Origin of the sequence: Cryobacterium sp. TMT1-66-1 (assembly GCF_004403435.1) — a bacterium.
Taxonomy (GTDB): domain Bacteria; phylum Actinomycetota; class Actinomycetes; order Actinomycetales; family Microbacteriaceae; genus Cryobacterium; species Cryobacterium flavum.
In genome coordinates this window covers 188,925-203,056 of the sequence record NZ_SOGP01000017.1, presented here as the reverse complement: position 1 = coordinate 203,056, position 14,132 = coordinate 188,925, and the positions used below count along the sequence as shown (strand labels likewise).

The window sequence follows — 14,132 nt, the reverse complement described above, 5'->3', positions numbered from 1 at the left end:
GACTAGCTACCCGTGGTGAATTTCCAGCTGGTCGATGAGACGGGGTTGCCGGCCAGGTCGCGCACGCCCGCGGCACCGCCGGTGACCGTGACCGTGAAACTGGTCCTGGCCGCGAGCGTGGAGTTGGGGCGCAAAATCGTCGAGGTGCACAGCCCCGCTTCAACCTCAGTTTGCGCGCCGACCGCCACAGAAATCGGATTCAGCCCACGGAACGGGTCCGAGCATGACCGGGTATGGACTCAGCTCTCGGCCGTCAGCGATTGCCCGCGCGCGCCCACAATCGACGAATCTTTAGTGGTCCAAAGCTGACTCTGGCATGCCGCGCTGGTGCGGCCGGTCGGCGCGGGCGACACCCTCATCGCCGCATGCGCTCTCATCAATGATGCGACTGTTGTGCACTACGACTACGACAGCGACTTCGAGTCCGTCTCGAAGGTAATGACCCAGTTTCGACACGAGTGGATCGTGCCACGCAGCACCCTTTGAGGCTTCCCGCTCGTCTGAGCCAATAAATTGTTTCGATAAGGTCACAGGTAGTGAACCACAAATTGGGGGAATGATGGAATTTGCAGAATTAATTGGGGCATTGGCTCTCAAGGTGCGCAACCAGCGCGAAGCAATTCAGACTGAAGAAGCAACCAAGAACGCGTTTATCATGCCGTTCATCTCGACCATTTTGGGCTACGACGTTTTTAATCCATTGGAAGTTGTCCCCGAATTTACCGCTGATGTCGGCGTGAAAAAGGGCGAGAAAGTTGACTATGCGATTATGCGCGACGGTGAGGTCCAGATCCTCATCGAATGCAAGAAATCCACGGAAGCATTGAAGATAGAACACGCCTCGCAACTCTTCCGTTACTTCGCGGTCACCAATGCGCGTATCGCCGTTCTCACGAATGGCGAGATTTACCAGTTCTACACGGACCTGGATGCACCCAACCGCATGGACGAGAAGCCGTTTCTGGTTCTCGATTTGATGGACATCGATGAAACACTGATTCCGGAACTGCGGAAGCTCACCAAGGAAGTCTTTGATCTCGACTCGATCATCAACTCGGCTGAAGAGCTCAAGTACATTGGTCAAATCAAGCGCACTATCGCAGCTCAGTTCACGCAGCCCGAAGACGACTGGATTCGATTCTTCACGACGCGAGTCTATGAGGGTGCGTTTACGCAGAAAGTCCGTGAGCAGTTTACTTCCCTGGTCGCAAAGTCTACGAAGCAGTTCCTGAATGACCAGGTCAATGACCGCTTGAAGACGGCGTTAGGCGGGTCGAACTTCTCAGGAGCTTCAGCAACAGAGGGCGGTGTCATCAACAGCCACGACATTGTTGAAGTTGATCTCGCCCGTGACACGGAGATTGAGACGACCCTTGAGGAGTTGGAAGGGTATCAAATCGTTAAGGCGATCGCCTGCAGCGAGGTGAAGCCTCAGCGAGTGATGCACAGGGATTCCAAGTCGTATTTCGCTGTTCTTCTCGATGACAACAATCGCAAGCCGGTCGCTCGACTTCACTTCAACGGAAAGAAGCAGAAGTATCTTGGAGTCTTCGACGCTGAGAAGGTCGAGACTCGCCACCCGATTGAAACTCTCGATGAGATCTACCTATTTGCGAATGACATCCGCGAAACGATTAAGAGTTATCAGGACTAGATAGGTTCAAGTCAATCTCCGCATTTTAGGGTTGGACGCATGATGTTTCACCGGTACTGGCCCATTGCGTTGCTGGCGCCCGTACTCGGATTTCTTCTGGGTACCGCCGTGCTCGGCGTGATGACCATGGGCGGTAACCCCCAGGCGCGAGCTGGTCAGACGATCGAAGGCGTCGTACGGTCAGTTCTGGGCTTCGGTTCCGTCGGTCTGGCGGTCAGCATCGCGGCGCTGATCGGCGGCGTCGTTCTGGTCGCCTGCGTCGACCGGCAGCTCGAGAAAACGTCGGGCGCGCGCAGTGCGTGGGCCGCTTTGGGGGCGGCCAGCGGCGTGCTGATCCTCGGAATCGTGTTCGCCACCGTGGAGGGAGTCATCGGAGAGGGCTGGGCATACCTGATCATCACTTTCACCCTGGTGCTGGCCGCTGCGGCGGGCATCGTGGCAGCGTTTCTGGTGTACCGGATGGAGCGGCGAAGCGAGCGCATCCCGCCGACGCGAGTGGAGCATCCGCTGCCCAGTGCGTGGGTGGAGTTCTAGAACGTAGGGTGGGCACATGATTATTCGGCGTTACTGGCGCATCGCGGTGTTCGCACCGTTCGTGGGGTTTCTTCTCGCGGCGGTCGTGGCGATCGTCATGACCAATGCCGGCACCGGGGAAACCGAATTTCGGTTCTGGTTTGTCGTGCGTTCCATGGCGAACTACGGCGTGATCGGCGCGGTCATCGCGGCGGTGGCGCTGCTGGGCGGCCTGGCCACCGTGGCCCTGGTCGATCGGCACCTCACGAAATCGCGGCGGGTGCGCACCTCGGTAGCCGCAGTCGGCGCGACCCTGGGCGTGGTGCTGTTCTCAGTGGTGGTGGCCGGAGTGCTCTCCCTGGTGGACGACGGAGCCTACGCCGGAATCACCATTGCCTTCGGTCTGGTCTTCGGTGTGGCTGCCAGCGTTGTGGCGGCTGTCATGGTGTTCTATGCGGAATGGCGCACCCTTTAGGCGGCAGCAAACCGCTTCTGGGAGCGCGCTTTGGCCTTCTCCGCCTCGATTTCACGGTTCTTCGGTGGCGCGGAGATCACCAGATCTTCGAGCAGATGACGGGAAATGTGCGCGATCTCGTGCACCGCGCGGTCGAACGCCTCGGCGTTCGCCTTCGACGGATGCGCCCCGCCGCTGATCTTGCGCACGTATTGCAGCGCGGCCGCGTGCACCTCGTCGTCGGTCGCGGCAGGCTCAAAATTACTCAGGACATGAATGTTTCGGCACATGCCCTCAGGGTAATCACGCTTCCGTCAGCGTTCAAGACCCGGGCGTGTTCGTGCCTCGGCGGCGTACCGAGTTTCTGGTGACGCAGGCCCTCGCGCTCTGCCCGCGCGACGCGCTCGTCGTCGATCTCTGCTGCGGATCCGGCGCCGTGGCTCTCCCCCAGCGGATGCCTGCTCGTTGAAACCGGGCAGCGTCAAGCACCGCGGACCGCCGAGATCTTCACCCGCTTCGGCCTGCTCCCGCGCATCATTCGGAGCGAGGAGCTGGACTCGACCATCGTGATCGGCCTTGCCGTCTAGTGAAATCAGTGTTTTACTGAGTGCACTTGAAGGGACGAGCGCGATGGAGAAGGCCGACAGTACAACCCGCACGGCGGAGCGCGCCCTGACACTGCTGAGCGTGGTCTGCGAGGGCGGTTCGGTCACCCTCGGCGACGCGGCCAAGGCCGCCGACCTGTCGCCGAGCACTGCGTTGCGGTTGCTGCGAACTCTCGAATCGACATCGTTTGTGCGGCGGGACGATGCCGGACTCTATCGGCCCGGCACGGCCATCGTTCGGCTCGGTGTACTCGCGCTCAGTCAGGAATCGCTCGTCGCCGTGTGCCGAGAACCGATGAACCGCATAGTTGGAGAGACCGCTGAATCCGTGTATCTGAGTGTTGCGGCCGCCGCCGGTCAGGGGCTCTACATTGCCATCGTCGAAGGCACCCACTCGGTGCGACACGCGAACTGGGTCGGCCGTCGCTTTCCCCTGGAGTCGAGCGCTTCGGGCCGCGTGCTCGCCGGTGCGACCGGCGACAGCGGATACTGCGTCGTCAGCGACGGCGTCGAACAGGACGTCACCGCCATAGCCGTACCCATCCGGGTGGGTGAGCGCGTCGTCGGAGCCCTGAGCGTGGTCGTTCCCAGCTACCGAGTCACCCCGTCCAGCATCGAGCACATGGCGCGGGTTCTGCTCACTGAAAGCAGCGCGCTGTACCGCGCCGAAGCATCCGTCTAATTCTGTAATCAAAGGAGATTCACATGACGACCACCCACACCGCACGCCCCGTTCGCGCTGCCCGCGGAACCGAACTGACCGCGAAGAGCTGGCAGACCGAGGGCCCGCTGCGCATGCTCATGAACAACCTCGACCCCGAGGTTGCCGAGCGCCCCGACGACCTCGTCGTCTACGGCGGAACCGGCAAAGCCGCCCGCAACTGGGAGTGCTACGACGCGATCGTGCGTACCCTCAAAACCCTCGAGAAAGACGAAACCCTGCTCGTGCAGTCCGGCAAACCGGTCGGCGTGTTTCGCACCCACGGATGGGCGCCGCGGGTGCTGATCGCCAATTCCAACCTCGTCGGCGACTGGGCCACCTGGCCGGAGTTTCGCCGACTCGAGCACCTGGGGCTCACCATGTATGGGCAGATGACCGCCGGATCGTGGATCTACATCGGCACCCAGGGCATTCTGCAGGGCACCTATGAAACGTTCGGCGCAGTGGCAACCAAGAAGTTCAACGGCACCCTGGCGGGCACGCTGACCCTCACCGGCGGGGCCGGCGGCATGGGCGGCGCGCAGCCGCTCGCCGTCACCATGAACGACGGCGTTGTGCTCATTGTCGACGTCGACCCGGCGCGGTTGCAGCGCCGCGTCGATCACGGTTACCTCGACGAAATGACCGACGACATCGACGACGCCATCGCCCGGGTACTCGCGGCCAAGGCGGAACTCCGCGCTCTGTCGGTGGGTCTGGTCGGCAATGCCGCAACCGTGTTCGCCGAGTTGCTCGACCGCAAGGTGCCCATCGACATCGTGACCGACCAGACCAGCGCCCACGACCCGCTCTCCTACCTGCCCGAAGGCGTGACGGTTGAAGAATGGCACGCCTACGCGGCCGAAAACCCCGAAGAGTTCACCGTGCGCGCCCGAGCTGCGATGGCCAAGCAGGTGCAGGCGATGGTCGAATTTCAGGATGCCGGCGCCGAAGTCTTCGACTACGGCAACTCCATTCGGGCCGAGGCGAAGCTCGGCGGTTACGAGCGGGCTTTCGAATTTCCGGGGTTCGTGCCGGCCTACATCCGCCCGCTGTTCGCCGAGGGCAAGGGCCCGTTCCGCTGGGTGGCGCTCTCCGGCGACCCCGCCGACATCGCGGCCACCGACAAGGCCATCCTCGAACTTTTTCCCGACGACGCCGGGTTGCACCGCTGGATCACCAAGGCCGAAGAGAAGGTGCAGTTCGAAGGCCTGCCGGCCCGCATCTGCTGGCTCGGCTACAAGGAACGACACCTCGCCGGGCTGAAATTCAACGAGATGGTCGCCTCCGGCGAGCTCAGCGCGCCGATCGTGATCGGTCGCGACCACCTCGACTCCGGCTCGGTCGCATCGCCCTACCGCGAGACCGAGGGAATGAAGGACGGGTCGGACGCGATCGCTGACTGGCCGCTGCTGAACGCACTGCTCAACACAGCGTCCGGCGCAACCTGGGTGTCGATTCACCACGGCGGCGGCGTGGGAATCGGCCGCAGCATCCATGCCGGGCAGGTCATCGTCGCCGACGGCACCGCGCTGGCCGCCGAGAAGATCGAGCGCGTGCTCACCAACGACCCCGGCACCGGCGTGATGCGTCACGTGGATGCGGGTTACGAACGGGCCGAAGAAGTGGCCCGCGACCGCGGCCTGCGCGTGCCCATGTGGGAAGAGTGAGCATGCTGGCGGGCCTCGCCGAAATCGCGGAGGTCGGCCGCGATTCCCGCCGCAGCGGCTACTCTCGCCACCTCTGGCAGGCGGCCGACCTCGAGCTGCGCTCCTGGTTTGTGGAGCGCGCCGAGCGCCTCGGCCTCGATGTCGAAACCGACCGCAACGGTAACCTCTGGGCGTGGTGGGGCCAGCCCGGAACGGATGCCGTCGTCACCGGCAGCCACCTCGACTCGGTTCCCGGCGGCGGCGCCTACGACGGTCCGCTCGGCGTGGTCTCCTCACTGGAGGCCATCGCCCGGCTGCAGGCGAGCGGATTCGTGCCGTCGAGGCCGTGCGCCATTTTGATGTTCGCCGAAGAAGAAGGTTCCCGCTTCGGCGTTGCCTGCCTCGGCTCCAGGCTGTTGGCCGGCGCGATCGACGCCGACCAGGCCCGAGCGCTCACCGACCGTGACGGCGTCACGCTCGCGGAGGCCGCCCGAACTGCCGGTGTCGACCCGGCGCACCTCGGCGTCGACCGCGATGCGCTCGCCCGCATCGGGTTGTTCATCGAACTGCACGTTGAGCAGGGCCGCGGCTTGATCGATCTCGGCCAGCCCGTGGCCGTGGCGTCGTCGATTCTCGCTCACGGACGCTGGCGACTCACCGTCACCGGCCAGGGGAACCACGCCGGTGCTACCACCATGGCCGAGCGCCGCGACCCGATGGTCGCCACCGCCGCAGCCATCGTCGGCGTGCAGACCGCAGCCCTGGGTCGCCCGGGCACCCGCGCGACGATCGGCCGCATCGAAGCGATCCCGGGCGGCACCAACGTCATCGCCAGCCGCGTCGACGCCTGGCTCGACGCTCGCGCCGAAACCGACCAGGAAACCCGCCTGCTCGTGGCCGACATTGCCGCCAGCGCCCAGCAGGCCGCCGCGCAGAATGGATGCTCCGCCACCCTCACCGAGGAATCCTGGGCTGGAGCGGTGCAGTTTCACCCCGGGCTGCGCGAGCAGTTTGCGCAGGCCCTCGGCCACGTGCCGCAACTCTCGACCGGGGCCGGCCACGACGCCGGCGTGCTCGCCGCCCGGGTGCCGAGCGCGATGCTGTTCGTGCGCAACCCCACCGGCATCTCGCACGCGCCGGAGGAATTCGCCGAGGTCGCGGACTGTGTCGCCGGCGTCGACGCCTTGGAACTGCTGCTGCGAGAACTACTGTGAACGCATTCTGGTGCGAGTACCTGCTGATCGACGGCCGGGCAGTCGCGGGAGTGCGGCTGGAAGCTGGCGCAGACGGACGCATCGCGCGGGTTCAGACGGGGGCTGCGGCGGAGGCGGCGGACATCCGTTTGGGAACGGTCATGCCGGGGTTTGGCAATGCGCACTCGCATGCTTTTCACCGGGCACTGCGCGGCCAGACCCACGGCGAGGGCGGCGATTTCTGGCTCTGGCGCGAGCGGATGTACCGGGTCGCCGCCCAGCTCGACCCTGCGAAATATGAGGCGCTGGCCACGGCGGTATTCGCCGAGATGCTCGTGAGCGGCTACACCGCCGTTGGCGAGTTTCATTATGTGCATCATCGCCGGGATGGCACGCCGTATACGGCCGAGCACGCCATGGAACTGGCGCTTGCGGCGGCGGCGCGGGCCGTCGGCATCCGTTTGGTGCTGCTCGACACGATTTACCTGCAGGGCGGTATTGGGCAGGAGCTCGCACCCCAGCAGCAAGCGTTTGGCGATGGCAGTGCCGCCGGCTGGCTGACCCGCTGGCAGTCGCTGAACGAAGTGCTGGCCGGAGACGATCTGGTCACACTCGGGGCGGCCCTGCACTCGGTGCGCGCGGTCACGCCCGACGCGATGCGCGAGGTACTCGCCGGGCTGCCCGGCGAGATTCCCCTGCACATTCACCTCTCCGAGCAGCCGCAGGAGAACGCGGATTGCCTGGCCGCGTACAAAATGACCCCGGCCGGCCTGCTCGCTTCGCTCGGGGCACTCGCGCCGCGCCTGAGCGTGGTGCACGCGACCCATCTCAGCGACGACGACCGTGCACTTCTCGGCGATGCCGGGGTAAGCGTCGTCATGTGCCCGACTACCGAGGCCGACCTCGGCGACGGCATCGGGCCGGCGCTCGCGCTGGCCGCGGCGGGGGCGCCGATCGCGCTCGGCTCCGATCAAAACGCGGTCATCGATCCGTTGTTGGAGATGCGCGGCCTGGAAATGGGAGAACGGCTCGGCTCGCACCAGCGCGGACGGTTCACTCCCGTCGAGTTGCTGAACGCGGCGTCGACCGCCGGCTACGCCGCCCTCGGGCTCGGCCGCCACCGGCTGCAGGTCGGCGACCCGTGCGATCTGGTCGAGATCAGCACGACCGGCGTGCGCACGGTCGGGTCGTTGCCGGAGCAACTGCCGCTGACCGCGACGGCCTCCGACGTGCTGCGCGTGTTCGTCGGCGGGCGCCTGGTCGCCGAGTGCGGTCAGCTGGTTGGCGGCGAGCGGCCGGCAACGCTCATGACCGATGCGCTCGCTAGGCTCGGCAGATGACCGAGTTGATCACGGGTATCGGCGAGCTGACCACGCACGATGACTCCGGCGAGCGCCGGCACGACGCGGCTCTGGTGATCGGTGACGGCCACATTCTCTGGATCGGCCCGGCCGCCCAGGCACCCGCCGCCGATCGTCAAACGGATGTCGGCGGCCGCGCCGTTCTGCCCGGCTGGGTCGACACGCACACCCACCTCGTGTTCGGCGGGGACCGCTCGGCCGAGTTCGAAGCACGCATGGCGGGCCAGGCCTACGCCGCCGGCGGCATCAACACGACCGTCGCGGCGACGCGTGCTGCGAGCGAGGTCGAGCTCGTGGCCACGGCGCGCGGCCTGCGCCGCGAGGCCGAAGCCCAGGGCACCACCTTTCTCGAAACGAAGACCGGCTACGGGCTCGACGTTGAAAGTGAGGCGCGTTCGGCGCGGGGCGCCGCCCAGGTGGCCGATGTCGTGACCTTTCTCGGTGCCCACATCGTGCCCCCCGGCATGGATCGTCGGGATTACCTCGACCTCGTGACCGGGCCGATGCTCTCGGCGGTGCTTCCCTACGTGCAGTTCATTGATGCGTTCTGTGAGCAGGGCGCATTCGACGTCGAAGAGACCCGAGAGGTGCTGCTGGCCGGCCGTGCCGCCGGCCTGGGATTGCGGGTGCACGGCAACCAACTGGGATTCAGCGGTGGTGTGCGGCTCGCCGCCGAGCTGGGCGCTCACAGTGTTGACCACTGCAACTACCTGGAGCCGGCCGATATCGACGCGCTGGCCGCATCGACCACGGTCGCCACGCTGCTTCCGGCCTGCGATCTGTCGACCCGGCAGCCGTTCCCGCCGGCCCGCCGGCTGCTCGACGCCGGCGTGAGCATCGCCCTCGCGACCAACTGCAATCCGGGCACCTCGTACACGACGTCGATGCCGTTCTGTGTGGCGACCGCCGTGCTGCAGATGGATCTGACCGTCGGTGAGGCTGTTTGGGCGGCAACCCGTGGAGCAGCCCGGTCGCTCGGCCGCGACCAGGGAGCGGATGCCGTCGGCTCCCTGTTTGTCGGTGGCCGCGCCGACCTGCAGGTTCTGAATGCTCCGTCGATTTCCCACCTGGCCTACCGCCCCGGAGTGCCGTTGACCGCTTCGGTCTGGCGCCGAGGGGTGCGCGTTGACTCCGACGTGAGATGCGAGAGGCAGGGAACGCAAACTACGCTGGGGGGATGACCTCTGGCCCGATCACCCCTCCCGTCGCCGCTCCCCTCGCCGCCAAGAAGCCGCACCGCCGCGAACACCACGATGACGTCTATATCGACGACTACGAGTGGCTGCGCGACAAGGACAGCCCCGAGGTCATCGCCCACCTCGAGGCCGAGAACAGCTACACAGAGGCCCGAACCGCCAATCAGGAGCCACTCCGGCAGCAGATCTTCAACGAGATCAAGAACCGCACCCAGGAAACCGACCTCAGCGTTCCGGTGCGCCGCGGCGACTTCTGGTACTACACCCGCACCGTCGAGGGTCAGGAATATGGCATCCACTGTCGGGCACCGATCAGCGGCCCGGATGACTGGGCCGCGCCGATTCTCGGTGACGCCCACCAGGGTGTGCCCGGCGAGCAGATTCTGCTCGACGACAACGTTGAAGCCGAAGGCCACGAGTTCTTCTCGCTCGGCAGCTTCGACCTGAGCAATGACGGCACCCAGCTGCTCTATGCCGTCGACGTGGAGGGCGACGAACGCTACACGATTCGGGTGCGCACCATCGCGACCGGCGAAAACCTCACGGACACGATCGAAAATACCAGCGCCGGTGCTCTGTTCGACCCGAGCGGACGCTACCTGTTCTACACAACCGTCGACGATGCCTGGCGCCCCGACACCGTGTGGCGGCATGAAATCGGCACCGCCCGAGACACTGATGCCAGCATCTTTCACGAACCCGACGAACGATTCTGGGTGGGCGTCGGCATCACCCGCAGCCGCAAGTTCCTCATGATCGAGGCCGGGTCAAGCGTCACCACCGAGTCCTGGGTGCTCGACGCGAGCGACCCGACCGGCGAGTTCACCGTGGTCTGGCCACGGCAAGACAACACGGAATACGACGTCGAGCACGCCGTCATCGCTGAAGAAGACCGCCTGCTGATCGTGCACAACGGCGGCAATGCAGTGAACTTCGAGCTGGTCAGCGTAGCAGCCGAAGACCCGCAGGGCGTTAAGCGGATGCTGCTGCCCCACGACCCCGAGATCCGCCTCGAAAGCGTCGACGCCTTCGCCGACTTTCTCGTCGTGGAATATCGCCGGGACGGCCTCACCCGGCTCGCCATCGACCGCCACGACGCGAGCGGACTGACCGAGCTTGACTTCGACGAACCCCTGTTCGCCGTCGGTTCGGCCGGCAACCCGGAGTGGACCCAGCCCACCCTGCGGTTCGGTTTCACGAGCTTCGTCACCCCCTCAACGGTGTACGATCTCGTCGTTGCGACGGGCGAGCGCCGCATGCTCAAACAGCAGCCCGTGCTCGGCGGCTACGACGCCACGCTCTACGAACAACGCCGGGAGTGGGCCACCGCCGACGACGGCACCCGGGTGCCCATCTCGCTGGTCTACCGCCCCGACCTCGTCACGCCCGGCACCCCGGCTCCGACCCTGCTCTACGGCTACGGCTCCTACGAGCACAGCATCGACCCCGGGTTCGGCATCGCCCGGCTCAGCCTGCTCGACCGCGGCATGATCTTCGCCATCGCGCACGTGCGCGGCGGCGGCGAGCTCGGCCGCACCTGGTATGAAAACGGCAAGACGACGACCAAGCGCAATACCTTCACCGACTTCGTCAGCTGCGCCCGGCATCTCATCGACGCCGGATTCACCACCCCCGGCCAGCTGGTCGCCGAGGGCGGAAGCGCCGGCGGACTGCTCATGGGCGCCGTCGCCAACCTCGCGCCGGAGCTGTTCTCCGGCATTCTCGCCGAGGTTCCGTTCGTCGACGCCCTCACCTCGATTCTCGACCCGTCGCTCCCGCTCACCGTGATCGAGTGGGACGAATGGGGCGATCCCCTGCACGACGCCGAGGTGTACGCCTATATGAAGTCGTACTCCCCCGTCGAGAATGTGCGGCCCGTCGCCTATCCGGCAATTCTGGCCGTGACCAGCCTGAACGATACCCGGGTGCTCTACGTCGAGCCGGCCAAGTGGGTGGCCAAGCTGCGCGAAGTGGGAGCGGATGCCCTGCTCAAGACCGAAATGTCGGCCGGCCACGGCGGCGTTTCCGGTCGGTACAGCGCCTGGCACGAGCGGGCGTTCAACTACGCCTGGGTGCTCGATGCTGCCGGCCTGATTGCCGCCGAAAGCTAAATATGTCAGAGGACACCCCGGCCTGGAAGCGACTGGTGCTGCCGCCGGAGCAGTCGGCATCCGCTGTGCCGCGTATCGGTAATTTCGGTCAGCCGCGGCCGGTCGCCACCGGCCCAAAGGTACCGATGGGACTGCAGTTCGAGCTGCGCGAGCAGACGCCGCGCACCAACGACCGCTGGCGCGGCCCGACAGCCAAGCCCGTGAAGGCGCTCACGCCCAGCCACGGTGAGTACCGGCTCGGCGTGCGACCGGTCATTCACAACGCCCAGGGCAACTGGGTGCGCAGCAATGTCACCTGGAGTCACCTCACCTTTCAGCTGAACCGGTTCAACCTCGACCCCGAGCACCACCGCTGGATCTCTCAGTTTGCCGCCCTGTACAAGGCGGTACGCGAGGTCTACACCAGCCAGGAAACCGACTGGATCTACCTCGATAATTTCACCAGCCCGCTACTCTGGCCCCTGCTGCGCGAGGCGGAGCAGCTCGGCATCGGCCTGGTCGGCAACAAAAAAGACGTCACCGTGCGGGTCGGTTCGCTCGCCGAGATCAGCCTCGACGCCTCCCAAACGGATGCCGCCGGCCCGGTCGCCCTGCAAGCCCGGCTGCAGATCGACGGCGCCCCGCATCCGCTCGAGGCCGCCGGAATCATCGCTGGCCACGGCGTCTACAGTGTGCAATTCGGCGCCCCCACCGTGTTCACCCTCGCGCCGACCGCCGGCCCGCTGAGCGCCGAGCAGCGTCACCTGGTCGGGCAGGTCGACGCGGCGATCGTTCCCGCGGCCGACACGGCCGAGTTTCTCGGAACGGTCTACCCGGCTTTGCAGCGCAGGGTCGCGGTCACCAGCACCGATTCATCAGTGCACTTCCCCGAGGTATTGCCGGACAACTTTGAGCGCACCGAAACGCCCCACCTCGTGATCACAACCGTGGAGACCGACCAGCGCGACTGGTTCGACCTCGGCGTGATCGTCACGGTCGGGGCGATCACGGTGCCGTTCGGCCCGCTGTTCAAGGCCCTCGCGAAGGGGCAGACCCGCCTGAAACTGGTCGACAACAGCTACCTGTCGCTCAAGCAACCCGAGTTTGAGCAGCTGCACGAGCTCATCAACGAAGCCCGCGCGCTGCAGGAATGGGAAACGGGCCTGCGCATCAGCCGCTACCAGGCCAGCCTGTGGAGCGATTTCGAGGACCTCGCCGACGAGACCGTGCCGGCCGTGTCCTGGCGGGCCGCCGCCGCCGGCCTGAAAGACCTGAGCGGTGTCGACGCGGTTGAATTGCCCGCTGAAGTGCATGCCACCCTCCGCCCCTACCAGCAGGAGGGCTTCGCCTGGCTCGCGTTCTTGTGGAAGCACCAGCTCGGCGGGGTGCTCGCCGATGACATGGGGCTCGGCAAGACGCTGCAAACCCTGGCGCTGCTGGTGCACGCGAGAGGCTCGGGGCCGTTTCTGGTCGTGGCCCCGACATCCGTTGTGGCGAACTGGCGCAGCGAGGCGACCCGATTCGCCCCGGGCCTCACGGTTCGCACGCTCACCGCGACCGAGGCGAAAAGTCGCACCCTGATAGCGGATGCCGCCGCAGGCATCGACGTGCTCGTCACCTCCTACGCGCTGTTCCGTCTCGACTTCGACGCGTATCAGGCGGTGTCCTGGGCCGGCCTCATTCTCGATGAGGCGCAGTTCGTGAAGAACCGCACCAGCCGAGCGTATGCCTGCGCGAAGGAGCTGGACACACCGTTCAAACTGGCCATCACCGGCACCCCGATCGAGAACAACCTGATGGACCTGTGGTCCCTGTTCAGCATCGTCGCTCCCGGCCTGTTCGCGTCGTCGCGCAAATTCACCGAGGACTACGTGCGGCCGGTGACCCGTGGGCCAGTGACGATTGGATCTGGCCCGGAGCGGCTCGCGAAGCTGCGCCGGCGCATCCGCCCGCTGATTTTGCGCCGCACCAAGGAGGTCGTCGCCCGCGACCTGCCGCCGAAGCAGGAACAGGAACTGCAGATCGCGCTGAACCCGGCGCACCAGAAGCTCTACGACACCTTCCTGCAGCGCGAACGGCAGAAACTCTACGGGCTGATCGAGGAGCTCGACAAGAACCGGTTCATCATTTTTCGTTCGCTCACCCTGTTGCGGCTGCTCAGTCTCGACGCTTCGCTCGTCGATAAGAAGTATGCCGGCGTGCGCTCGAGCAAGCTCGACGCCCTGTTCGAGCAGCTCGACGATGTCATCGCCGAGGGGCACAAGGCCCTCATCTTCAGCCAGTTCACCTCTTTTCTGAAGCTCGCGGCCGCCCGGCTCGACGCGCAGGGCGTTCCGTATTGCTATCTCGACGGGTCGACGCTGCGCCGCAGCGAGGTGATCGACCGGTTCAAGAGCGGGGCCGCGCCAGTGTTTCTGATCAGCCTCAAGGCCGGCGGCTTCGGTCTCAACCTCACCGAAGCCGACTATGTCTTTCTGCTTGACCCGTGGTGGAACCCGCAGACCGAGACGCAGGCCATCGACCGCACCCACCGCATCGGCCAGACCCGAAACGTGATGGTCTACCGACTCGTCGCCACCGGCACCATCGAGGAGAAGGTGGTGGCGCTGCAGAAGCAGAAGTCCCAACTGTTCAGTTCGGTCCTCGACGACGATGCCATGTTCAGCACCGCGCTCACCGCCGACGACATTCGCGGCCTGCTCGAACCGTGACCAGGG

At 65.5% G+C, this 14,132-nt stretch carries 12 protein-coding genes and 1 pseudogene; 11 read left to right on the top strand and 2 right to left on the bottom strand.

What is annotated here, in order from left to right; all coding sequences use genetic code 11:
- Window positions 1–2 precede the first annotated feature (2 nt).
- Complete coding sequence (locus E3T29_RS13110) at window positions 3–188, bottom strand: Ig-like domain-containing protein (RefSeq protein WP_241987805.1); 186 nt, start codon at window positions 186–188, stop codon at window positions 3–5.
- A 371-nt stretch (window positions 189–559) separates the two neighbouring features.
- Here E3T29_RS13110 and E3T29_RS13105 point away from each other — a divergent pair, with 371 nt between their 5' ends.
- From E3T29_RS13105 to E3T29_RS13095, 3 genes are read left to right on the top strand one after another with little or no spacing between them, the layout of a single operon-like run.
- Complete coding sequence (locus E3T29_RS13105; RefSeq protein WP_134346044.1) at window positions 560–1,654, top strand: type I restriction endonuclease; 1,095 nt, start codon at window positions 560–562, stop codon at window positions 1,652–1,654.
- A gap of 39 nt (window positions 1,655–1,693) precedes the next feature.
- Window positions 1,694–2,188, top strand: a complete 495-nt coding sequence (locus E3T29_RS13100) for a hypothetical protein (protein ID WP_134345909.1) — start codon at window positions 1,694–1,696, stop codon at window positions 2,186–2,188.
- Window positions 2,189–2,204: 16 nt separating this feature from the next.
- Window positions 2,205–2,642 carry a hypothetical protein gene (locus tag E3T29_RS13095; RefSeq protein WP_134345907.1) on the top strand — a complete coding sequence of 146 codons (438 nt, stop codon included), beginning with the start codon at window positions 2,205–2,207 and terminating at the stop codon, window positions 2,640–2,642.
- On the opposite strand, the gene E3T29_RS13090 is transcribed toward E3T29_RS13095, so the two are convergent.
- Complete coding sequence (locus E3T29_RS13090) at window positions 2,639–2,911, bottom strand: DUF2277 domain-containing protein (protein ID WP_104088676.1); 273 nt, start codon at window positions 2,909–2,911, stop codon at window positions 2,639–2,641. The genes E3T29_RS13095 and E3T29_RS13090 overlap by 4 nt on opposite strands.
- A gap of 38 nt (window positions 2,912–2,949) precedes the next feature.
- On the opposite strand from E3T29_RS13090, the pseudogene E3T29_RS20750 reads away from it, so the two are divergent.
- The 8 genes and pseudogenes from E3T29_RS20750 to E3T29_RS13050 all read left to right on the top strand — a co-directional run.
- Window positions 2,950–3,060 (top strand): annotated as a pseudogene (locus E3T29_RS20750) (putative protein N(5)-glutamine methyltransferase); the annotation flags it as partial.
- Between the two features lie 191 nt (window positions 3,061–3,251).
- Window positions 3,252–3,908, top strand: coding sequence for an IclR family transcriptional regulator (locus E3T29_RS13080; RefSeq protein ID WP_092340836.1), 657 nt, complete (start codon window positions 3,252–3,254; stop codon window positions 3,906–3,908).
- Window positions 3,909–3,931: 23 nt separating this feature from the next.
- Window positions 3,932–5,596 (top strand): urocanate hydratase, encoded by a 1,665-nt coding sequence (gene hutU / locus E3T29_RS13075; protein WP_134345906.1) that lies wholly within the window; start codon window positions 3,932–3,934, stop codon window positions 5,594–5,596.
- Between the two features lie 2 nt (window positions 5,597–5,598).
- Window positions 5,599–6,789 (top strand): allantoate amidohydrolase, encoded by a 1,191-nt coding sequence (locus E3T29_RS13070; protein ID WP_134346042.1) that lies wholly within the window; start codon window positions 5,599–5,601, stop codon window positions 6,787–6,789.
- A complete protein-coding gene (locus E3T29_RS13065) occupies window positions 6,786–8,108 on the top strand; it encodes a formimidoylglutamate deiminase (RefSeq protein WP_134345904.1) in 1,323 nt (440 codons plus the stop codon). The genes E3T29_RS13070 and E3T29_RS13065 overlap by 4 nt, the downstream gene beginning before the upstream one ends.
- A complete protein-coding gene (hutI, locus tag E3T29_RS13060) occupies window positions 8,105–9,310 on the top strand; it encodes an imidazolonepropionase (protein WP_134345902.1) in 1,206 nt (401 codons plus the stop codon). The genes E3T29_RS13065 and hutI overlap by 4 nt, the downstream gene beginning before the upstream one ends.
- Complete coding sequence (locus E3T29_RS13055; RefSeq protein WP_134345900.1) at window positions 9,307–11,436, top strand: S9 family peptidase; 2,130 nt, start codon at window positions 9,307–9,309, stop codon at window positions 11,434–11,436. Before hutI ends, E3T29_RS13055 begins: the two co-directional genes overlap by 4 nt.
- 2 nt (window positions 11,437–11,438) lie before the next feature.
- Entirely contained in the window at window positions 11,439–14,126 is a 2,688-nt protein-coding gene (locus E3T29_RS13050; protein WP_134345898.1) for a DEAD/DEAH box helicase, read from the top strand.
- Window positions 14,127–14,132: the final 6 nt, after the last annotated feature.